Here is a 22,796-nt window from a genome sequence, read left to right as displayed (position 1 = left end):
TACAGTATCTAGAGTTAATGGAATAGACTCATTATTGTATAATCCTCTATATCCAAATTTATAACCTATAACTTCATATCCATATTGTAAAATTGCTGTTCTTGTTACTGCTCTTATTACTGCGTTTAATCCAGGGCAATCTCCGCCGCCTGTTAGTAATGCGATCTTTTTTGTATTCTTTGCCATCTACATATCCCTCCACATTTACTTTTTAGGTCTATTATACACCCTCAACTAGTAAAATTGAACAACCTTCTAAACATTTTTCATTTGTTCTAAATTTGTGTAATATAAGATAAATATGTCTTATTTTTCACATATTTTTTTACAATAGTATAGCATAATTGCAATACAGCAAGCTGAAATCCTTCAAATTTATTATTACCATTTTAATAAAAAAATACTTACAAAACAAAAAAGCTTGAGCAAAGGCTCAAGCTTTTTCTGTTATGCATGTATTACATTAAAAAATACAAGTGCAAGTAATATAATTCCTATAAAAATTCTATAAATTGCAAAGACTCTCATTGGTTTTTTCTTCAGGAATCCAATAAACTTTTCAACAACAAAGTAAGCTACAATAAATGAAACTAAAAAGCCAACTCCTAGTGCTATAACTTCAGTTGTTGTCTTAATTGCCATTCCACCCTTTATTAATGTGAGTGCAGAAGCAGCTACCATTGTAGGAATTGCTAAAAAGAACGAGAACTCGGCAGCAGCTACTGAGGAAAGCCCGCTAATCCACGCACCCATAATAGTGGATGCAGATCTTGACATTCCAGGCCACAATGCTAAACATTGAAAGCATCCTATAAAAAAGGCTTGTCTTATGTTAATATTATCTATATCATTTATTCCTTTTCTGCGTCTATATTTATTTTCAATAAATATCATTAGAAATCCGCCAAATATTAAAGCTAGTACTACTGTTATAGTTGAAAACAGATACTTGTCAATATATTTCTTTGTTATAAGTCCTACTACTGCTGAAGGTAAAAAAGCTACTATTATATTAAGCCATAATCTAAATCCCCATTTTCCAGGCATAAGATTTTTTAAGGAATTCCATATTTTATCCCAAAATAAGAACACCACTGCAAGAATTGCTCCTAATTGAATTACCACTTCAAAAAGATTTGCAAAATCACCAGTAAAATTTATTAAATTACCAACAATTATCATATGCCCAGTTGAGGATATAGGAAGAAATTCTGTTATACCTTCTACTATACCAATAATAATTGCCTTTAAAATAAGTACCATTCATTATCACTCTCCCACCGAAATAATTCACACATAACCATTATACTAGTTTATAAAACATAATCAACAAATTTTATTAACTTTACTTTTTATTAACTTATATACTAATCCAATTGTTTCTTTTCAGGAGGTATTATAAAATAGTTTACTACAATAGCTACTATAATACCTAAAAAAGTATCGAATAATCTATTTATGCTATACCATAAAGGACTATTCCCCTTAAGATTCAGCATAATAGCTAAGAAAACTACTCCACCAATTGACGAAGATTCCTTCCACTTAAGTAAATTGCATAGATATATCACAATAACTATTCCTATAGCGGAAACAAAAGCATTGCCAGGATTTATTAGCGCACAAATAAATCCAACTACTGCACCTATGAGTGTTCCTATCATTCTATTTCTTCCAGCCCTAAAGGATTCTTCTACTGAACTCTGCATAGATATTATTGCTGCTATAGCTGCATAAAACGGGTACTCCATTTTAAATAACTTGGAGAGAATAATGCTAATAAGTACTGCTATTGCTGTCTTTATATTTCTCATTCCAACCTTTTTAACTTGAAGCTTCATACCATCTTCCTCCTTAGTATAATGCTCTTAGTTTACACTATTTTATACCATGAAACAATAAAATATTATAAATTAAAAAGCCTAAATATCCTTATAGACATTTAGGCTTTTTATTAAACCTTGAAGTTATCCTATGACTTGCTTCAGCTAGCTATTTAAGCATTAGGGCCAGCTTTAACTATTTCTTCTGGAACATCATTAAACTTCTCAAAATTAGCTTTAAACTTATTAGCTAGTTCAACTGCTTTTAATGTATATTGCTCTTTATCTTTCCAAGTGTTCTTTGGATTTAATATTTCAGCAGGAACATTAGCACATTCCTTTGGAACCAATACTTTAAATATTGGATGTTCTTCAAAATCTACATTTTTCAGTTTACCTTCTATAGCAGCGTTAACCATTGCCCTGGTATAGGATAATTTTATCCTTTCACCGGTACCATAACCACCACCGCACCAGCCGGTGTTAATAAGATATACTTCTGCATTATGCTTTTCTATTTTTTCTCCTAAAAGTTTAGCATAAACAGCAGGGTGCATTAGCATAAAAGGTTCGCCAAAACAGGATGAGAATGTTGCTTTAGGTTCAGTAATACCTCTTTCTGTACCTGCTAGCTTACTTGTATACCCAGACATAAAGTGGTACATTGCTGCTTCTTTAGTTAGCTTTGAAACAGGAGGAAGCACCCCAAAAGCATCGGCTGTTAGGAAAATAATAGTCTTTGGATTTCCACCAATTCCACTTTCTTCAATATTATCTATATAATCTATAGGATATGCCGCTCTAGTGTTTTCAGTAAGGCTGTCATCATCGTAATTTGGTACGTGCTTCTCATCAAGTACGACATTTTCAAGTACAGTTCCAAATTTAATAGCCTCGTATATATCCTTTTCTTTTTCCTTTGATAGTTTTATAGCCTTTGCATAGCATCCACCTTCAAAGTTGAATACTCCAGTGTCACACCAGCCATGCTCATCATCTCCAATAAGTCTTCTATTTGGATCAGTAGACAATGTAGTTTTACCTGTTCCAGATAATCCAAAGAAAATAGCTGTGTCTCCATCTTTTCCAATATTTGCTGAACAATGCATTGGAAATACTCCTTGTAATGGAAGCAAATAGTTCATAATTGAGAAAATAGATTTTTTAATTTCTCCAGAATATTGAGTTCCACCTATTAAAATTATCCTTTTTTCAAAGTTCACTATTATAAACGCTTCGGAGTTTATTCCATCTAATTGCCCCTTAGCCTTAAATCCAGGTGCTGCTATAACATTGAATGATGGGACAAAATCCTCCAATGATTTTTCATCTAGTCTTCTAAATAATTGATTTGCAAATAATGCCTGTGAAGCATATTCACTAATAACTCTAACATTAACTTTATATTCAGAAAGTGCTCCTACATATCCATCAAATATAAACAAATCCCTTTCGTTTAGATAGTTTACTACTTGATTATATAAGGAATTAAAAACTTTCTCTTCAATAGGCAGATTTACTTCTCCCCAGTTAATTTTATTATTAATACTATCTTGCTTAACAATAAATCTGTCTTTAGGTGATCTTCCTGTGTATTTACCAGTACACACTACTAGTGCACCCTTATCAGATAAAGTACCTTCGCCTCTTTTAACAGCAAATTCAACTAGCTGTGCCACTCCTAAATTTTTGTGTACTTCTTTATTGCATTTAATGTTCAAATAATCTAAACTGTTCAAGTTCATCCCCCTACTTTCCCTCCTGTATTATTAAAATTCATTAACTGTAATAATAATTATGTATACAAGCTTTCTTACAATATAATTATTGCATGAGTACTAGAAAAGTGCAAGAAAAAAATTATATTCATTTCGAATTGATAATTTATGAATGCATTTATTTCATTTTTCTGAATACACCAACAAGTTCATCTTGTTGTATGAATATTATTTAACAATCCTCCTTCATTTTCACATAAGATTTTATAAAAATATTTAATACTATACCGGATTTAGGAAAAAATAATTATATAGTTATCATATAAGATTAAGCTTACTCATTGTATAATAGATTATTTTATGTTAGTATATTTTTGTTTGCATAATTTCCGTCATATTAACTCTACGTTGCAACTTTATATTCACTAGGAGGTATAATATATGAAACAAATTATAAAAGAGTATTCCCTTATTATTTTGGGTAGTTTAATATTATCATTTTCTATATCTGCTTTTTTAATTCCATCTCAAATTGGAATTGGAGGAGTAACAGGTATAGCAATGGTAATAAATAAGATAATGGGTTATAAAATAGGTCTACTTACAATAATTATTAATATTCCACTTTTTATATCTGGATTTAAATTATTAGGAAAAAAATTTGCTTTCAGGAGTGCTTTTGTAGTTTTTTTATCATCTATTATGATGGATTACTTCAATTCAGCATTCAGGTTTAAAGCCATAGATGATATGCTTTTATCATCTATATTCTTCGGTTTTTTATTTGGCATAAGCGTTTATCTTCTATTAATATCGTCATCATCCACTGGTGGACTTGATATATTAGCAAAAATAATACACAATAAATACAAGAATATCCCCTTATCTTCTATTATGATGATCCAAGACGTTGTAGTTTACAGTTTAATTGCGTACGTATTTGGTGTACGTTCAGTTATGTATGCCTTAATCGCAAGCTTTATAAGAACAAAAACAATAGATGCAATACAGGAAGGCATCGCATCCTCAAGGCAATGTATAATTATTTGCGAAAATGCACCAGCAATAATAAATGAGATAAGCACCAAACTTGTTAGGGGAGTTACAGTGCTTGATGCAGTTGGCGGTTATTCAAATGACAAGAAGAAATTTATATATGTAGTAATTCAAAGAAGTCAACTCAATTATTTAAAAAATATCGTTAAAGCTTTAGAACCAAATGCATTTATTAGCGTATCACCAGTGAATGATATACTAGGAAATTATAGACAATCTCTGACTATTGAATAAAGCAGCCGCAATTTGCGACTGCTTTACTAATTAATAAAACAAAATGAAATCTGGTACTTTTAACTTTTCATTTCCTGAAGAATTATTATACTGATCAACAAGCTTTTTAGCCTTTTCGTAATTTCCTCGAATAGTATCAACAGTATATTTATCATGTGACTGATTCAAACCCTCGGCTGCTTTCTGTAGATTATATAAACCTCTTTCTAAATTTCCTTCTACCATTATATAATAACATCCAGCATTATTAAGAGTTAAAACATCAGCTTCATCTGCACTATAAGCATATCTAATTTCTTTTATTGCTTCATCATTTTTTCCTTTTTCCAAATATATAGTTCCTAAAGTTCTGTGATATTTTGGAGTAGAATCCGAAAGCTTAATACATTGTTTTAGTAAATTAACCGCCTCATCTTCCCTCTTGTTTGTTAGATGAATTAAGGCCATGTTATATTTAATTTCCGGATCAGTAGGCTTTACAATTTCTGCAAATTTAAAATATTCCAACGCCTTTTCACTATTTTTTGTTGTATACCAATAGTAATTAGCAATATTAAGCATAATATTATAGTTATATGGCTCCTTATACAAAGCTGTTCTAAAATAAGGTTCTCCTTCGGTGCTCTTTCCTTGAGCCTTTAATATTTCCGGCATCAAAAATCCGTAATTGTCAGGATAGTTTTTATTTTTTATTATAGATTCCCTACAATATTGATTTGCCTTATCCATATCCTTCTTATTTAAATAATACCAGCCTGCAGCATGAAGTACCCTATAATCATTATTATATTGTTTAATAATATCTTCCATTAATTTATCTGCCTTATCCCCTTGTTTTGTGTTTTGAAGAATAGCAGATTCAATTAATTTTGATTCTATCTTCCCTGTATCTTCAGAATTAAGCCCTGACAATATTTTTTCAGCTTGATCGGCAGTTTCCTCAGTTAATGAGTATAGTTTAGCTAGCCAGAGTTTATAAGCAACATCATTGGGATTTTTAGTAGATAAATTTGTTACGCTTTCCAATATCATATCTCTATTATATACAGCTATTTGTGACAATACATCATATATCTTAAACTCATCCTTATCTATGCTCCAAGCGTCTCTAAGTTCCTTAAACCCTTCATCCCATTGCCCGTCAATCATAAGCATTCTGGAATGCTCTGCTAAATCATAAGCAGACCTTGAATCAACAGGATAGGAAGTAATTATGTCTTTTGCCTTTCCCATATTGTTAGTTGACATATATACAGTAAACATAGTTTTAATAATTTTTTTGTTATCTGGGTATTTTTTAAGCGCTTCAACTCCATCAGCAAGAGCTGTATCGTAATCTTTATTCATAAATTCAGTGAAAATCACATAATTATATACCTCAGCATCATTTATACCCTTAGACTTCACTTTTTCTATATATTCCTTTGACTTGTCTAATTGTCCTTTTATTGAATAGATTTCAGCTATTTTCATATTCCATAAATTTTCTTTAGTATTGTCTTTAAGTATCAAACTATTATATTCTTCAATAGCCTTTTCATATTCGCCTGCATAGTAGTAATCCTCTGCCTTATTGTCAGTAATTACATATTTCACCTCAGCTGGCCTATTTACCATTACCATATTAAATATACACACAGAAAAAAATACTCCCATTCCTAGTAAAGCAATGTCTCTTTTATAATTTTGCTTTATTAAAGGCTTATATTTTTCAAGAATTTGTCTATAGTCCTTATCTTTGATATTTTTAAAACTATATTTATTAAATTTAGATTTTACATTACTACTTTTTATTTTTTCCTTTATAGTTAAAAGCTTGTCCTTATAATTAATATGGAAAGCTTTCTTTATCCTGTTTATAAAATCCATTCTTCCACCTCACATCTATACATAAAACTGTATACTAAATACTATTTTATCAAAAATAATCATAAAAAACTACCTCTGCTTTAGAATAAATCTATAAGGTTCCTTTCTATAAATTATCAATTTGTGATAAAATAAGATTTATAGTTGAATAAAAGGAGTGAGTATTCTGGCTACTGGAAAAAGATTAAAAAGAAATAAAGAAAAACAAAAAAAACTTAAAACTATAATTTTATTAATATTAATAGTGGTATTACTTATTTCAATCTCCTTTGGTTTAACATATGCCGTATTATCTAAAAGAGCCGCAAATAAGGAAAAAACTCAAAATACTTTAGTTAATAATGTAGAAACAAGCAAAAATCAAATTGTTAAAGATGACATTGATGATAATAAAAAAAATACTGATGAGTTATCTCAAAAGGAAATAATTGTGACTAGCGTAGGTGATTGTACTATTGGACATGATACTTCATTTTCTTATTCTAATAGCTTACCTGCTGTACTCAATAAGAATAATAATGACTTTTCCTATTTTTTTAAAAATGTTTCTGATATATTTAAAAACGATGATATTACAACTGCAAATTTAGAAACAACTTTTACTAATTCTACGATTAAAGCGGAAAAACAATTTACTTTTAAGGCTCCCCCTGAATATGCTAAAGCATTAAAATTAGGATATATTGAAGGTGTAAATATATCTAACAATCATATCCGTGATTATTTAGATGCTGGTTTTAATGATACAATTTCAACTCTGCAAGCAGAAAAAATAAACTTTTTTGGTGAGGGCTATAAATGGAATACTGAAGTAAAGGGTATTAAATTTGGTTTTTTAGGTTATAAAGGTTATTATTCTGATAAAAACTTTCTTAATACAATAAAAAAGGATATTGCTTCCATGAAAGCTGAAAACAGAATTGTAATTATTAACTTTCATTGGGGAGATGAAAATTCCTATACCCCCAATTCTACTCAGAAATCAATAGCACATTTTGCTATTGATAACGGCGCAGATTTAATTATAGGACATCATCCTCATGTAATACAGGGGTTAGAACAATATAAAGGTAAAGTAATCTGTTATAGTTTAGGCAACTTCTGCTTTGGAGGAAATGTAAATCCTTCTGACAAAGACACCTTTATCATGCAGACCAAATTCATAATAAAAGATAATAAATTAACCTCCTATGCAGTAAGAGCAATCCCTTGCAGTATTTCTTCAGTAAATTATATAAATGATTACTGCCCAACTCCAATGGTTGATTCCAGAAAAAAAGGCCTTTTGGATAAAATAAATAGTTTATCAATCAATTTAAAATTTGCATTAAGTGATGATTTTTCATTAATTGATGTCAATAATTAAATTATACGTTATAATAATATGGTGCTTAAAAGTTTTACTATATTAAAGGTGGTGTTTAAAATTAAATTTAATACTTTTCTCAGTGTAATTTCATCTAAAGTCATATTAAAATTATCCAAGTTTTTATTTAAGGGCGGCAGTAATTTTCCAGGTAAAGTAGCACTTAAATTAGATAAAAATATACTTGAAACAGTTGCAAAAGACTATAATGTTATTTTAATTACAGGCACAAATGGTAAAACGACAACTACAAGTATGATTTACAATATGATAAAAGATAGTGGAAATGAAGTTATTACAAATGGCACCGGCGCCAATATGCTACCTGGCATAACTGCTTGTTTTATCGAAAACTACAGATTCAAAAGTTATAAAAATAATAAATATGCTGTTATTGAAGTAGATGAAGCAAATCTTACCTTCATTACTGATTATATAAGTCCTAAAATTATTACTATAACAAATCTATTCAGAGATCAGTTAGATAGATATGGAGAGGTATACACAACCCTAAAAAAGATATTAGATGGTGTATATAAAACTCCAAATTCTACTCTGGTGTTAAACGGTGACGAATCACTTCTCGGTGACTTAGATTTGAAAAACCCAATAGTTTATTATGGCTTCAATTGTTCTGTAGATGAGAATAAAAAAATTGATATAAACGCCGATGCAAAGTTCTGCAAAAAATGTAAGGCTCCTTATAGTTACAACTATCTTACTTACAACCACTTAGGCAGCTTTTATTGTGAATCCTGCGGCTACAGCAGACCAAACTTAGATTATTCAGTAGATAAACTTGTAGAACTAACTCCAAGCGGTTCTCTAGTTTGGATAAATGATCATGAATATTATATAAACCAACCAGGTATTTATAATATTTACAATGGATTATGTGCACTATCTATAGCAAAAACACTTGGAATAGAACACTCAGTAATATTTAATTCGCTAAAGAGTCAAAGCAGCAGCTTTGGAAGACAAGAAATTTTAGATATAGATGGAAAAGAAGTTAAAATTATTTTAGTGAAAAATCCAGCAGGCTTTGATCAGGCAATTACAACTATTACCTTAGATGAAAGACAGGTTAATCTTGCATTTATCTTAAATGATAATTATGCAGATGGAAGAGATGTATCTTGGATATGGGATGTTAATTTTGAAAGTTTAAACGTACTTAATATTGATAAAATTATGGTTTCAGGTATTAGGTTATATGATATGGCAATAAGACTTAAGACTTCTGGTTTACCTGAAGATAAGTTTAGACTTTGTGAAAACAATGAAGATTTGCTAAATGAAATATCTAGCTGTGATTCCTCAGTTGTTTATGTTTTAGCCACTTATACTGCTATGATTAACTTTAGAAAATATCTTCATAGTAAAGGCCATATAAAAAAATTATGGTAATGAAAATAGATTGAAGGTGAACTAGTTGGAACTAAATATATGTCACTTATATCCGGATTTATTAAATGTATACGGAGATGTTGGTAATATTTTAATATTAAAATATAGAGCTGAAAAAAGAGGCATTAAGGTAAATGTACATAATGTTTCTGTAGGCGACACTTTTGAAGGAAAGGCATATGATATTACCTTCTTTGGTGGTGGACAGGACTATGAACAGTCAATTGTTTCTTTAGACTTAATAGAAAGAAAAAAATTTTCCATAAAAGAATATATTGAATCAGGCAAGGTATTCTTCTGTGTTTGTGGTGGTTATCAGCTGTTAGGAAAATACTATACTACACCCGATGGAGAAAAATTAGAAGGTCTTGGCATACTAGATGTATACTCTGAAGGCGGAAGCAATAGATTTATAGGTAATACAGTTATCTATAATGAAGAGTTTAATGAAACCTATGTAGGTTTTGAAAATCATTCAGGTAGAACCTATATTGGAGAGAATATGAAGCCACTAGGCAAGGTTATTTCAGGTTATGGCAATAATGGTGAAGATGGCTATGAAGGCTGTGTATATAAAAACACATTTTGCACTTATTTTCACGGTTCTCTTCTCTCAAAAAACCCTGAACTAGCTGACAGATTACTAATATCCGCACTTGAAAAGAAGTATGGTGATATAACCCTGTCTCCCCTTGACGATAATTTAGAAATAAAGGCAAAAGAATTTATTATTAATAGAGAAAAGAAAAATAATTAAATTTCTAAAATACAAAAGCCCTTGGGATTAGCCTTGGGCTTTTGTTATCTATTAATTATTCGCAGCTTATTCATTTGTCTTTCTTCTGTAGAAGTAACATTTTCAAAAGTCTTAAAAGCATATCCGTTATCTTTTAGATATTCTATAATATCTGGTAGAGCCTCAACTGTTGTAGTTTTAGTGTTTGAATCATGCATTAAAATCACAACAAAATTTTTCCCTTTACACTGGCTTATTACATTATTTTTTATAAGCGCAGCGGGAACTGTATCCATAGCCGCATCTGCTGAGCTTACATTCCAATCAACATATTTTACATTATTATTAATCAATCTTGTCTTAATTTCTTTCATTACAGCTTTATTAGATACTTGAATTGTAGAACCTCCCGGTAGTCTCAAAAATGATACTGTATCACTTCCTGTTATCTTCATTATTGCATTGTTGCATGCCTCATAATCATCAAAGTATGCCTTTTCACTTCTATATATCTTATAATTATGAGAATATGTATGTGGTGCAACGCACATGCCTTCTCTCTTTACCCTTTTTAGAATATCAGGATGCTCATCTGCATGTTTGCCAATTATAAAAAATGTGGCCTTTACGTTATATCTTTTAAGAACTTCCAGTATTCTTAGTGTATTAACTGGAGATGGTCCATCATCAAAAGTTAAGAATACTTCCCTTGGACTCAGCTTCCTATCGTATTTTTTTCTTATGTAATTAATATCCTCGTCTATTCCCTTTAACTCATTTTGAGTAGTAGGATATGAATTGCACATTATGGATTTATTACTCTTTTCTTTTCCACTTTGTATAGTTGTTTTACTAAAATGGTGTAAATGGCTAATAATTATATTGTTTGAAAACAATGAAGATACTATAAAAGTAATTGTCATTAATATAGTAATAAATACTTTTCCTTTAAACATTAACACACCCCCAATATAAAAGACCTTTATACATAGCTTTAACTATTTTTTAATAATTACAAATAGTAAATTTACCCAAAATAAAAAAGACAGCTAAATTAAAGCCGTCTCATTTATTGTTTATTTTTCGTACCCATTTGCATGATTTTTATGCCATTGCCATGCTGTATCTATTATAGTATCTAAGGAATCGTATTTAGGTTTCCAATTAAGCTCGCTAATAGCTTTTTCTGAAGATGCAATAAGAATTGCAGGATCACCAGCTCTTCTTGGAGTAACTTCAGCCTTAATTTCCTTTCCAGTTACTTTTCTTGTTGCTTCAATTACTTCCTTTACTGAAAAACCCTTTCCATTTCCAAGGTTATATATCCTGCTTTCTCCACCTTTTCTAAGTCTATCTAAAGCCATAAGATGTGCGTTAGCTAAATCAGTAACATGTATGTAATCTCTTATACATGTACCATCTTCAGTGTTATAATCGTCTCCAAATATCATAATTTTTTCTCTTTGTCCAAGAGCTACTTGTAAAATTAATGGGATTAAGTGCGACTCTGGCCTATGATCTTCGCCTATTTTTCCACTTATATGAGCACCAGCAGCATTGAAATATCTTAAAGCTGTATATTTAATTCCATATGCATTGTCGCACCACTTAAGTACTTTTTCAACAGTCAGCTTTGACTCTCCATATGGATTTGTAGGTAATGTCCTATCACTTTCTAAAATAGGTGTATTTTCTGGCTCCCCATAAGTTGCAGCTGTAGACGAAAATACAATATATTTTACTTTATGATCCCTCATTGCACCAAGTAAGTTAAGAGTTGACCCAACGTTATTCTCAAAATATTTTAACGGTTCAACCACGCTCTCTCCTACAAGGGAATCAGCAGCAAAATCTATAACTGAATCTATTTTATTTTCAGTAAATATCTTATCTAATACGCTCCTGTCTCTCAAATCGCCTTCGTATAATTTACCGCCTAAAATAGCATCCCTATGTCCCTTTTGAAAGTTATCTAAAATAACAACTTCCTCTCCAGACTCTAAAAGTTCTGCTACCATATGGCTGCCAATATATCCAGCGCCCCCACAAACTAATACTGCCATTAAAATTCCTCCTTATATATATTTAAAAATATTAATTAACACTTAGAAAAGGTTTTCTATATGTATTATACCACAAACTTTTAACCTGTAAAAGAAAAAATACAGCTGGCGAAAACTCCAGCTGCATTTTAATTATAACTATAACTTGGATTTATCCTTTATTATTTTATCAATTGCACCTCCACCAAGGCATGCTTCTTCATGATAAAATACAACTTCCTGACCAGGAGTTACTGCCCTTTGAGGCTCATCAAATACTACCTTACAGGTATTATTGTTCTGCATATATACTGTTACACCTTGATCAGGCTGTCTATATCTAAACTTTGCAGTACACTTAAATACTCCTTGTGGAGTTTTATCACTCACCCAATGAAGCTCATTAGCTATTAATCCATAAGTATATAGTGCTGGGTGTGTTTCCCCCTGTACCACATAAAGAACATTTTTCTTTAAATCTTTATCAACTACAAACCAAGGTTCACCAGTGCCTATTCCTCCAATACCTAAGCCTTTTCTTTGACCCAATGTATAATGCATAAGTCCATCATGTCTGCCAACTACCTTACCATCAAGGGTTATTATATCTCCAGGTTTAGCTGGAAGATAATTATCCAAAAATTTATCAAAGTCTCTTTCTCCAATAAAACATACTCCTGTACTATCTTTTTTGCTAGCAGTTCTTAAACCTGCATCCTGAGCTAATTGTCTTACCTGAGGCTTTGTTAGATGTCCAACAGGAAATAACGCCTTTGATAATTGATACTGACCTAGAGTACATAAAAAGTAGGTTTGATCCTTGTTTCCATCAACACCACGAATTAGCCTATATTCACCATCTACATAGTCTTTTTGCGCATAGTGACCGGTAGCTATACAATCTGCCCCTATTTTCATTGCAAAATCTAAAAATGCTTTAAATTTAATCTCTTTATTACACATAACATCTGGATTAGGTGTTCTTCCCTTTTTATATTCACTTAAAAAGTATGAAAAGACTCTGTCCCAGTATTCTTTTACAAAATTAACAGAGTAATAGGTTATCCCTATTTGATCGCATACCCTTCTTACATCTTCATAATCTTCTACAGCTGTACAAACACCTTCATCGTCTTTTTCATCCCAATTCTTCATAAATACGCCAATTACATTATATCCCTGTTCCTTTAGTAAAAGAGCAGCAACAGAAGAATCTACTCCACCTGACATTCCTAGTACAACAGTTGTATCCTTTGGTTCCTTTTGCATCACTTATTAACAACCTTTCTATAAAAAAATTACATCAGTTCTCTATTATAATTACCATTTCACTGCTTGAGAATTCAAATAGTATAATTATTTATATATATAATTTATACGTTTTGCAGCAAAAAGTCAAAAGGGACTCACGTTTTTGTAAGTCCCTTTGAAATATTACACTTGCATAGCGAATTTTATTATAAAAAGAATAGTAAAAATGTACATTATAGGATGAACCTTTTTTGCCTTTCCTGTAACAATTTTAATTAAAGTATAGAATATGAATCCTGCTGCAATACCATTTGCTATACTGTAAGTAAATGGCATCATTACTAATGTTAAAAACGCTGGCAAAGCTTCTTCGAAATCATCAAAATTGATGTTTGTAACTGCACCAATCATTAATACTCCCACTATAATTAATGCTGGAGCAGTAGCTTGAGCAGGAACTATACCAATTACTGGTGATATAAATAATGTCAACAAGAAACATATTGCAACTATAACAGAAGTAAGACCTGTTCTACCACCCTCACTAATCCCTGCTGCACTTTCAACATATGTAGTTACATTACTTGTACCTAATAGTGCACCAATTGAAGTTGCAGTGGCATCAGCAAATAATGCCTTATCAATCTTTCTTGGGAACATACCTTTTTTAGGCTTATCGTTCTTTTCATCGAACATGCCTGTCTTTGCTCCAGTTCCAATAAATGTACCTATTGTATCAAAAGTGTCAACCAAACTAAAGGATAATATAATGGTTAAAGTAGTCATAATACCGGTTTTTACACTAAATAATTCTCCAAAATCCAATTTAAAGAACGTAGGAGCCAAACTTGGAGGTGCTGAGAAGACTTTTGTAGGCATAAATATTTTCATATCAATACCAAATCCTAATTGTACAATTACCCCTGCAATAGTAGTAATAATAATTCCTAAAAGTATAGACCCTCTAACTTTTCTAACCATAAGAATTCCCGTAACTGCTAGGCCAAATAATGCTAGTAATACTGTAGGATCTTTTATATTTCCAAAGGTAACTAAGGTATCAGCTGAACTTTTAATAATACCTGCTTCCTTAAGACCAATTATAGCAATAAATAATCCAATACCTGCTCCTATAGCATTCTTAATTGAGTCAGGAATTGCATTGACAATCATAATTCTAACCTTTGTAACGGTTATACATATATTTATTAAGCCACATATAAATACTGCTGCTAATGCTGCTTTCCAAGAATACTTTGCTGTAAGAACAACATAATATGTAAAGAAAGCATTCATTCCCATTCCAGCAGCTTGAGCAAATGGAACATTAGCTACTAATCCCATAATCAATGTCCCAATTACTGCAGACAAAATAGTAGCAACGAAAACTGCACCTATAATTGGATCATTAGAAGCATTTAATCCAAGCTTTCCAACTTCGCTTCCTAGTGCACCTTTTCCATTCATCCCTGCCATACTTAAAATCAAAGGATTTACAAAAATTATGTATGCCATTGTAATGAAGGTGGTTATTCCCGCTATAACCTCTGTTCTAACGGAAGTATTATTTTCTCTTAATTCAAAATAATCTCTCATTTAATCAAGCCCCCTTTAATTACATTGTATAAGTAATCCTTCACCGTCATTGATTTTCCGAGCAGATTTCTCCCCCCCAATAAGTAATAAAAGCTGCAAAATTGTTATTTCTGAGCTTACGTCATGTAATATAATATGATTTTAAAATTTTTATTATGATATTAGTATATTAAAATACTAAACAATAAAAAAAGAAGTTCATATTTCAGAACTTCTTATGTTTATTTATATACTTTTGTTTTCCAACTTTCTAAGTTCTCTTATTAAAAACATTCCAGTAATTAGAGATGCAATAAAATCCGAGCTTGGACCAGCTATCCAAACTCCATCTAGTTTTAATATCTGCGGAAGTATAATAATAAGAGGAAGAAGCACTATAACCTGTCTTGATAAGCTTAAGAATATAGAAATCTTAGCTTTTCCAACCGCTTGAAAATAATTTGAACTAACTATTTGGAATCCAATTATGGGAAGCATCATTAAATATATTCTTATTCCTCTAGAACCTATAGACAAAAGTTCCGATCCTGTTCCACTTATAAATATACCTATTATTTGTCTTGGAAACAGTTCAACTAAAATGAAACCAGTTGTAGATATTGTAGTTGCTGCTAAAATTGCTAATTTTAGCGCCTTTTTAACTCTCGCAAAATTCTTAGCTCCATAATTAAACCCTATAATTGGTTGAGCGCCTTGATTTATTCCAAATATAGGCATTAATATCAGCATACTTACACTATTTATTATACCCATTGCAGCTATAGCTGTATCCCCACCATAAGTAGCAAGGCCTTTATTTAGTATAATTGTAATAACGCTGGCAGCAAGCTGCATTAGGAAAGGTGACAATCCAATTGAAAAAATTTGTCTTACAATACCTTTCTTCAACTTAAAATTCTTAGTTTTAAGCTTTAAAGTGCTTTTGCCTTTAGTAAAATATTGAATTACCCATATAGAACAAACCGTTTGAGAAACTATAGTAGCTAATGCCGACCCTCTTACACCAGTGTGCATAACGAAGATAAAAATTGGATTAAATATAGTATTTAAAATAGCTCCAATTAGCATAGTGGACATAGCCATTTTAGGGTTGCCTTCTGACCTAATAATATTATTTAATCCAAATCCCACATTTTGAAGTAAAGCTCCTATAAGTATAATACTTATAAATTGCTTAGCAAGCGGAAGCGCCGCTTCACTAGCCCCAAAAATTTTAAGTAATGGCTCCATAAAAATTAAGCCTAAAATTGTTACACCTAATGAAACTATTATTATAAGTGTAAAAGCATTGCCTAAAATTTCTTCAGCCTCATCTTTTCTTTTTTGCCCTAACTTTATTGATACTGTTGCTGCTGCTCCAATACCAACAAGCATTCCAAAAGCCATAATAATTATAGAAATAGGAAATGCTACAGTAATTGCCGTAATAGCAAGCTCACTTACGCCTTTTCCTACAAATATTCTATCAACAATATTATATAATGCATTAACAAGCATCCCTACAATAGCTGGAATTGAAAATTTTAAAAGAAGCTTGCCTATCTTCTCTTCACCTAATTGTTTAGATCTATCCATACTACTCCTCCAATCATATTCTTTTACTAAATAATACACAATACAACATTATACATTTTACTATTAAAAGTCAATATAAATATTATATAATATACATTTTACTTCATTGTTTATTTACTAAAATAATAAAGACTCAAAACTCTAATTTGAGTTTTGAGTCGTATTTTCTATGATACATATTTATTTTTTCTTAATTGTAAATTTTAAAAGTCCTCAGAGGTTCTATAGCTTTCTTTTGGTAACTCATAATCATCCATTGAAGGTTCACAGCTTTCCCACTTTTTACCTGGAATTACTACCTGCTGATTTTGTAGAACTTTAAGTCTTAAATAAACAACCATTTTTTCTGTTATTGTTTGGAAAGCTTCAAATTTATCTTCATGACAGCAGCAATCCATGTCATGCCCATCCATATCTTTTTCAATGTCTACTTCAACTATCTTAACATCTTCTAATTCACAATAAGGTCTTTCAGTAAAACACTCAAAGTCTACAAAATCCTGTTCTCTCATATCCTTTCCAAGTACACATGGATCAAATATTTCAAGTTCACTTTGAGTTTCTCTTGTACAAAATACTGGAGGAACAGCATACTTGATTAGAGTTATGCATTCAAAAGGAATATTAACTGTAGTGTGTCTTATATCTCCACTTACGATTTTGTCATCTCTATGGCATTTAGCTGTTGCATATTCTATATTTTTTCTTATATAACCCTTTAAAAACAGCTTTCCACTTTTAATTTTTCCATCACAAGTCATTCCTGATCTTGGAAGAAGCTTACATTGAGTTAAAAATATATTTTTCTTTATTCTTTTTATTTCTATAGCAGGCTCTTCTAGTTTAATAACTGACTCAATGTCAATTTGTATTATTTTCTCAGCAATAACTACTGGAATCTTTGCTACTAGAGGTCCATACTTTCCGGAAGGATTAATATCTTGACCTGGACACTCAGTTAGTGTTTTAGAACTACATATTTGTGCTTTACATCTTTTAACTTGTGAATAGCATTCACAGTTACTGCTAGGCATTTTTTCATCAGCATAACCATCACATTGGTATTCTTCTTTAACATCATAATTATTTTTAAGGTCCTTTGTCATAAAAGTTTCCTCCTTTATTATCACATAACGCTCTAATGTCTTCCTTTTCGATTTCCCTAATTCATACTATGCTACATGTGGACAAAGGTTCCAATGGTAGTAATTAATTTATCACTAAATACCTGCCATATTCAAGCACTCTATTAACGGCCAAGTTTCTTAATTTAAAAGCTCCTATGGTTGATAGCAGGTTATCTGGTTTGGAATTGAGTTCTATAATAAATAAATTAAAATCTGAATCAAGTCCAAAATCTATAGATATTTCCCCAGCAATAATCCCCCTATCATCAAATAGTGAGGTCACAGCCTTGGATGCCACTCTTAATTTATTCCTTATAAGCTCAAAATTTTCTCCAAAGCATTCCTTTAAAATATACGACGACTTAGCATCCCTTTCGTTTTGTACATCAATGAACTTTTCATTTTCTCCAGTTATTCTTGCTATCATACATGTCCTATGCCAAATTCCAGTACTATTCTTTTGCATAAATACTCTTATTTCAAAGCTTCTGTCCTTATATTTTACTAACGGAATTGCTTTTTGAATAATATAATCTTCCTTACTATATCCATCTTTGTCCATTTTCTTATTAATCAAAGCAATTGTGCTATTATAATCTAGCAGATACTTTACTTTTTCTTGCGAATCCTCCTTATAGATTATTTCATATAATTCGATATTTTTCTTTTCAATTGAATAAACGCCTTTACTTCTACTACCATGTTTAGGCTTTAAAAATACATGATTATATTTATTAAGAAGTTTGCTTAGCTCTTCTTCATTGGTATACTCACAAGTTTCCACTTGATATAAACTTGTGGCTTCATTTGATTCTAATAGCTGACAAGTTTCCCATTTATCATTAGTCAAATTTACACATTCAAGACTATTAATAGATTTAATGTTATTGTTAACGAGACCATATCTATATTCAGTTGCTAAGCTTCCAAAATTCTCTTCACACACATAATCTCCTCTGTCATAAATCACATTTGGTAGTGGAAAACTATCTTTATACCAAAGATTTTTTTCAAAATCATAGGTGTATCCATTTACAAGCTGTTCATTCCAATCAATACTTGATAGAGTGAACACAAAAGTAAGCATTCCTTTATCCTTTGAAAGTTTTATTAGCCTTCTAAAGTAAAAAGACTGTCCGCCAAAGGGTCCTATTTTACTCTCCTCATTATAAGCTAGAATACCAAAAATAGGGCCTACCTTTAAAGTATTACTTTTATTTTCCTTCCAAATATCAAAGCAATCTTTTGTGCTGCAATGAATTTCCAAGCAAATATCCTCTGAAAAGCTAACATACCCCATTTTATCAGATGTGTAATCATCCTTGGGATACACCTTTGCATTAAACTTTCTTGCACCAACCATAAATTCAATATTATCTTCAAGCTGAATTGAAAGCTGCTGTCTTTTATTCTTAGGAATATAACATCTTCCTTTAATTTGATATATTCTATTAGAATTTGTTAAATTCCAAGCTTCTTTAATATCTCTGCTTTCCTTCCACTCCGCATTTTCTACTATCTTGTCTAACATAGGTTCCAACTGTTCCTCATAAATCTTATAAGTGTTAGTTCTTTGAATGCTGTCAATTATATTTCTTATCCTATCTTTGAAATAATTCTTATTAACTAAATAGTAAGCCCTTATATCCGAGTAGTTATTAAGATAGATCTCTGGCAAGTTCAAGTATTCCTGCACTATTACTTTTGCTAAACATAAAACTCCTAAAGCTATATTAGGACTTACAAGCCAACTGCTCAAAGAACAGTACTCAAAACCGCCATGTGCTTTTAAACGATAATTTCCAAGCGCTCCATATTTTATCATACGCTTTCTAGCTGTATTAGTTTTCTCTATCATTAGTACAGGCAATGCAAGATAATTATCCAGCGCTCGTATAAGCTTTGCATTTGGTTTGATGCCAAAATGTATATGACCTCCAGACCAATAATTATATGAAGGCATACTTCCAGCATATAAACCTATATTAGAATAATCAAATTTTTTTGAAGTATCATCCAATATTGTTTTTATTGACTTAACTACATCCATAGGATTCGTTGAATACTTTGGCCTAATTTCCATAAGTGGAAAGCACTTTTTACCAGCTTCTATACTTCTATCATCTAATCCAATTAAACCTTCACTCTCTAGGAATTCCGATGCAAATATCATATCACCTGATATTTTATCTTTGATAATGCATTCAGGGTCAGCTCCGATAGTAACATCCTCTACATTCTCAATTAAGTCCTCATACTTTCTTATTGTAATGCTCAATTGTTTCACGTATGCCTTTCTACACTTATAGTCCATTTTGCGGCAAAATGCATCTACATCCAAAACATAAGCTTTTCCTTCGGGACTTACCCCAATACTTACAACTCCAAAGTCTAGACCTAATCCATTAACTGCCTTTTGAGCTAAGCTTACTATGTCTTCTTTTCCAATTTTATTTATGCTTTGAAGTGAAACCTTTCTAACCTTCCATCCATAAGCTCCGGTTCTAATATTAATATCGCTTATTTTACTACTTCTTTCCTTATACTTTTCCTCCACATAAAACGCAATTAAATCCATAACATGAATTTTATACTCTTTATCGATATTTAAAATTTGAACAAAATAATCACAATTTGATTTTTTATATTCATCCAAGCTATCAATAATATTAATATCTGTTCCACCTTCATGTTCATATTTTCTTCCTAGTATAGGGAAGTCTGTCTTCTTACCTGGTTTTATTCTTAAAGGACAACTAATATGATGTCTTCTAAGTGTAATTAGCACATTTTCTTTATCTATTGTGTTTTTAATTGCTTCTGGTGTATTGAAAGTTATTCCTTTATCAGAGCCTTCCAGCCAATTTCCCCATCTAACAGTATACTGATTTTTTAAATTTAATTCATATTCCATTGATTCAATTTCGTCCTTAATCTTAAAGCCAAGTTTAGAATCATCGCATATTACTTTTATACCCATAAATATTCCCCCAAATTTCCTAAGGAAATTAAAATATAGTTATTATTTTTCTTCTAAAATTTCTCTTAATTTCTTAACTGGAGTATAACTAGATGCCTTGAAAAGAACTAATGCATCTCTTATAATATATTCCTCGATGTTTTTGCTTGCCTCTTCTACCGAAGTATAATAACTCATCTTTAAAGGATTTACTCCTTTATTCTTTGCTCCATCTATATAATGCTTAGCCCATTTTCCCACAGCAATTAAATGCTGAAACTCTATACTCGCTAGTTCTTCCCCAATTTTGTAATGAACTTTCCTTGCATACTCTTCTATATTTTCATCTGGTCGTTCCATATCCCCCATTACCAAAACCACTGGTCTGTTCATGCTTATATTAGGAACTTCTCTTATAAAAAGACATGTTGAATCAGGATTCGCATTGAAATTATCATCCACTAGTATAGTGTTTTGAATTCCTTTATAAACTTTAAGTCTGCCACTTAGAGTCTTAAAATTCTGAATCCCCCTCTCAATTTGATCTGATGAAAGTCCTAATTGTATACCTACTAATACTGCTGCTAGTGCATTTGCAACATTATATCTGCCAAAGGTATTAATAGTACAGGGAACTATAAAATTGTTACCTACAGCTTTAAAAGTAGTTATAAAATTGCTGCATTCTATATCCTCTGCCCAAATGTCATAATCCTTTGAAAACCCAAAGCGTAAAACTTGTCCTCTAAATTTATCTAGTGGAAATCTTCTGCAATTTTCATCATCACCATTAATTATAAGAGTTCCTTCTTGTTTTAAATAATCAAGCACTTCAGCTTTAGCTTTAATGATGTTTTCAATAGAACCTAATTCAACTAAGTGAGACCTATGAATACATGTCAGAACAACTATATCTGGTTTTATTAATGAAGTTGAATATCTCATTATTTCTGGTCCCTTCATACCAACCTCTAAAACTGCTGCCTTAAATTTATCTCTCATTGAAAGTAAATTATAGGCTACTCCAGCAGGTGCATTAAAATTGTTGTATCCAACTAGTGATGGATATTTTGCATTTAAAACTGAGCCAATCATTTCCTTGGTGGTAGTTTTACCTGAACTCCCTATAACTTGTACAAAAGGAACTCTAAACTGCTTTCTATATTCTTTTGCAATTAAAACATACGCGTTATTTATACTATCAACCTCTATTATTCCTATCCCGGCTCTTTTCCACTTGTCCACATTCAGATTACTATTCTTTCTTACCACAACACCCCTAACCCCACCTTTTTTAAGCCATGAGCATAATTCCTCCTCATTGTCATATTCCTCAAATAGGAAAAACAAGCTATTTTCTATCGGTTCATCGTCAATATCATCAGAAATGACTTTTATTGGCCAATCTTCTTGCCAGGATATTATTTTACCTACTAAGAGCCTTTCTAATTCTTTAGGATAAAAATTTCTCAAAAAAATCATCCTCCCCTTTTCCCGCACATAAACTTCTCCATATCTTTTTAGTACAGTCTATGTAAGTATTGAATTTATGACACTGCTACAATTGTTTTAAACTTAATAAGAATAATTTTTATAACAAAAAGAGTCCATGTGCATGCAGCATATGAACTCTATAAATATTATCTTCATAGAAAACTTATCAAATTAGAAAGTTGGAAGATTGTCTAAATTGTCATTTTCTTGCCCATTGGGGTTACTTCTTAAATATTCTCTTCCATTTCTCGCTTGACCTACGTTAACGCCTAAAATTGTACCGTGCTTAGCCATTGATATAGCGTCATCTATTGAATAGACAGCACCATCATTAAGCATTATATCAGTTATGTCCCCATCAGAATTCTTTTTAACTTTCACTATTCTCATGTTATTGTTTTCTTTTTCATTCATTTTCATCACTCCTCTAATATATTATTTTACATAAACTAAATAATATACTTGGCATAAACACTACACACTTTACTATTACATATATTGTTTTCAAAAACCTTGTGTTATAATATAAAAGTTAATTAC

At 31.1% G+C, this 22,796-nt stretch carries 18 protein-coding genes (1 of these 18 cut by a window edge); 4 read left to right on the top strand and 14 right to left on the bottom strand.

All coding sequences use genetic code 11. The features are described 5' to 3' along the window. From bsdE14_RS17960 to pckA, 4 genes are all read right to left on the bottom strand, one after another. Positions 1 to 186: the beginning of a 6-phosphofructokinase gene (locus bsdE14_RS17960; protein WP_264851375.1), read on the bottom strand. It extends 912 nt beyond the left edge of the window; the window shows 186 of its 1,098 coding nt (coding positions 1-186); its start codon is at positions 184 to 186; its stop codon lies off the left edge, out of view. Positions 187 to 447: 261 nt separating this feature from the next. Next, the gene (locus bsdE14_RS17955; protein ID WP_264851374.1) at positions 448 to 1,263 is read right to left on the bottom strand and encodes an undecaprenyl-diphosphate phosphatase; all 816 of its coding nucleotides are present in this window, start codon (positions 1,261 to 1,263) and stop codon (positions 448 to 450) included. Positions 1,264 to 1,367: 104 nt separating this feature from the next. Beyond that, positions 1,368 to 1,841: an FUSC family protein gene (locus bsdE14_RS17950; RefSeq protein WP_264851373.1), complete on the bottom strand. Its 474-nt coding sequence runs from the start codon at positions 1,839 to 1,841 to the stop codon at positions 1,368 to 1,370. 155 nt (positions 1,842 to 1,996) lie between these two features. Then, positions 1,997 to 3,568: a phosphoenolpyruvate carboxykinase (ATP) gene (gene pckA, locus bsdE14_RS17945; protein ID WP_264851372.1), complete on the bottom strand. Its 1,572-nt coding sequence runs from the start codon at positions 3,566 to 3,568 to the stop codon at positions 1,997 to 1,999. A gap of 414 nt (positions 3,569 to 3,982) precedes the next feature. On the opposite strand from pckA, the gene bsdE14_RS17940 reads away from it, so the two are divergent. Next, entirely contained in the window at positions 3,983 to 4,831 is an 849-nt protein-coding gene (locus tag bsdE14_RS17940; protein WP_264851371.1) for a YitT family protein, read from the top strand. 30 nt (positions 4,832 to 4,861) lie between these two features. On the opposite strand, the gene bsdE14_RS17935 is transcribed toward bsdE14_RS17940, so the two are convergent. Further along, positions 4,862 to 6,700, bottom strand: coding sequence for a tetratricopeptide repeat protein (locus tag bsdE14_RS17935; RefSeq protein WP_264851370.1), 1,839 nt, complete (start codon positions 6,698 to 6,700; stop codon positions 4,862 to 4,864). Between the two features lie 157 nt (positions 6,701 to 6,857). Here bsdE14_RS17935 and bsdE14_RS17930 point away from each other — a divergent pair, with 157 nt between their 5' ends. Genes bsdE14_RS17930 through bsdE14_RS17920 form a run of 3 tightly spaced genes read left to right on the top strand, consistent with a single transcriptional unit; the run spans position 6,858 to position 10,233 of the window. Next, positions 6,858 to 8,066 (top strand): CapA family protein, encoded by a 1,209-nt coding sequence (locus tag bsdE14_RS17930; RefSeq protein ID WP_264851369.1) that lies wholly within the window; start codon positions 6,858 to 6,860, stop codon positions 8,064 to 8,066. Between the two features lie 51 nt (positions 8,067 to 8,117). Next, positions 8,118 to 9,476, top strand: a complete 1,359-nt coding sequence (locus bsdE14_RS17925) for a MurT ligase domain-containing protein (protein WP_435382612.1) — start codon at positions 8,118 to 8,120, stop codon at positions 9,474 to 9,476. 25 nt (positions 9,477 to 9,501) lie between these two features. Then, positions 9,502 to 10,233, top strand: coding sequence for a type 1 glutamine amidotransferase (locus bsdE14_RS17920; protein WP_264851367.1), 732 nt, complete (start codon positions 9,502 to 9,504; stop codon positions 10,231 to 10,233). Between the two features lie 44 nt (positions 10,234 to 10,277). On the opposite strand, the gene bsdE14_RS17915 is transcribed toward bsdE14_RS17920, so the two are convergent. The 9 genes from bsdE14_RS17915 to bsdE14_RS17875 form a co-directional block, all read right to left on the bottom strand. After that, positions 10,278 to 11,168 carry a polysaccharide deacetylase family protein gene (locus tag bsdE14_RS17915; RefSeq protein ID WP_264851366.1) on the bottom strand — a complete coding sequence of 297 codons (891 nt, stop codon included), beginning with the start codon at positions 11,166 to 11,168 and terminating at the stop codon, positions 10,278 to 10,280. 120 nt (positions 11,169 to 11,288) lie between these two features. Beyond that, on the bottom strand, positions 11,289 to 12,275 hold the full coding sequence (galE, locus tag bsdE14_RS17910; RefSeq protein ID WP_264851365.1) for a UDP-glucose 4-epimerase GalE: 987 nt from the start codon (positions 12,273 to 12,275) through the stop codon (positions 11,289 to 11,291). A 138-nt stretch (positions 12,276 to 12,413) separates the two neighbouring features. After that, entirely contained in the window at positions 12,414 to 13,523 is a 1,110-nt protein-coding gene (gene mnmA / locus bsdE14_RS17905) for a tRNA 2-thiouridine(34) synthase MnmA (protein ID WP_264852296.1), read from the bottom strand. A 165-nt stretch (positions 13,524 to 13,688) separates the two neighbouring features. Continuing rightward, positions 13,689 to 15,101 (bottom strand): NCS2 family permease, encoded by a 1,413-nt coding sequence (locus bsdE14_RS17900; RefSeq protein WP_264851364.1) that lies wholly within the window; start codon positions 15,099 to 15,101, stop codon positions 13,689 to 13,691. A gap of 225 nt (positions 15,102 to 15,326) precedes the next feature. After that, positions 15,327 to 16,676 carry an MATE family efflux transporter gene (locus bsdE14_RS17895; protein WP_264851363.1) on the bottom strand — a complete coding sequence of 450 codons (1,350 nt, stop codon included), beginning with the start codon at positions 16,674 to 16,676 and terminating at the stop codon, positions 15,327 to 15,329. Positions 16,677 to 16,879: 203 nt separating this feature from the next. Further along, positions 16,880 to 17,782 (bottom strand): CsxC family protein, encoded by a 903-nt coding sequence (locus tag bsdE14_RS17890; RefSeq protein ID WP_264851362.1) that lies wholly within the window; start codon positions 17,780 to 17,782, stop codon positions 16,880 to 16,882. 103 nt (positions 17,783 to 17,885) lie between these two features. Next, a complete protein-coding gene (locus bsdE14_RS17885) occupies positions 17,886 to 20,783 on the bottom strand; it encodes a putative amidoligase domain-containing protein (protein ID WP_264851361.1) in 2,898 nt (965 codons plus the stop codon). A 42-nt stretch (positions 20,784 to 20,825) separates the two neighbouring features. Beyond that, on the bottom strand, positions 20,826 to 22,235 hold the full coding sequence (locus bsdE14_RS17880) for a UDP-N-acetylmuramoyl-tripeptide--D-alanyl-D-alanine ligase (protein ID WP_264851360.1): 1,410 nt from the start codon (positions 22,233 to 22,235) through the stop codon (positions 20,826 to 20,828). Between the two features lie 192 nt (positions 22,236 to 22,427). Next, positions 22,428 to 22,676 (bottom strand): DUF3892 domain-containing protein, encoded by a 249-nt coding sequence (locus bsdE14_RS17875; protein ID WP_264851359.1) that lies wholly within the window; start codon positions 22,674 to 22,676, stop codon positions 22,428 to 22,430. Positions 22,677 to 22,796: the final 120 nt, after the last annotated feature.

It is taken from the genome of Clostridium omnivorum, assembly GCF_026012015.1.
GTDB lineage: Bacteria > Bacillota > Clostridia > Clostridiales > Clostridiaceae > Clostridium_AX > Clostridium_AX omnivorum.
This window is presented reverse-complemented; position numbering and strand designations above follow the sequence as displayed.

Excerpts from the sequence above, each read along its gene's own strand:
- bsdE14_RS17955 (WP_264851374.1), bottom strand. The coding sequence starts at position 1,263 with ATGGTACTTATTTTAAAGGCAATTATTATTGGTATAGTAGAAGGTATA.
- bsdE14_RS17950 (WP_264851373.1), bottom strand. The coding sequence starts at position 1,841 with ATGAAGCTTCAAGTTAAAAAGGTTGGAATGAGAAATATAAAGACAGCA.
- pckA (WP_264851372.1), bottom strand. The coding sequence starts at position 3,568 with ATGAACTTGAACAGTTTAGATTATTTGAACATTAAATGCAATAAAGAA.
- bsdE14_RS17940 (WP_264851371.1), top strand. The coding sequence starts at position 3,983 with ATGAAACAAATTATAAAAGAGTATTCCCTTATTATTTTGGGTAGTTTA.
- bsdE14_RS17935 (WP_264851370.1), bottom strand. The coding sequence starts at position 6,700 with ATGGATTTTATAAACAGGATAAAGAAAGCTTTCCATATTAATTATAAG.
- bsdE14_RS17915 (WP_264851366.1), bottom strand. The coding sequence starts at position 11,168 with ATGTTTAAAGGAAAAGTATTTATTACTATATTAATGACAATTACTTTT.
- galE (WP_264851365.1), bottom strand. The coding sequence starts at position 12,275 with ATGGCAGTATTAGTTTGTGGGGGCGCTGGATATATTGGCAGCCATATG.
- mnmA (WP_264852296.1), bottom strand. The coding sequence starts at position 13,523 with ATGCAAAAGGAACCAAAGGATACAACTGTTGTACTAGGAATGTCAGGT.
- bsdE14_RS17900 (WP_264851364.1), bottom strand. The coding sequence starts at position 15,101 with ATGAGAGATTATTTTGAATTAAGAGAAAATAATACTTCCGTTAGAACA.
- bsdE14_RS17895 (WP_264851363.1), bottom strand. The coding sequence starts at position 16,676 with ATGGATAGATCTAAACAATTAGGTGAAGAGAAGATAGGCAAGCTTCTT.
- bsdE14_RS17890 (WP_264851362.1), bottom strand. The coding sequence starts at position 17,782 with ATGACAAAGGACCTTAAAAATAATTATGATGTTAAAGAAGAATACCAA.
- bsdE14_RS17885 (WP_264851361.1), bottom strand. The coding sequence starts at position 20,783 with ATGGGTATAAAAGTAATATGCGATGATTCTAAACTTGGCTTTAAGATT.
- bsdE14_RS17875 (WP_264851359.1), bottom strand. The coding sequence starts at position 22,676 with ATGAAAATGAATGAAAAAGAAAACAATAACATGAGAATAGTGAAAGTT.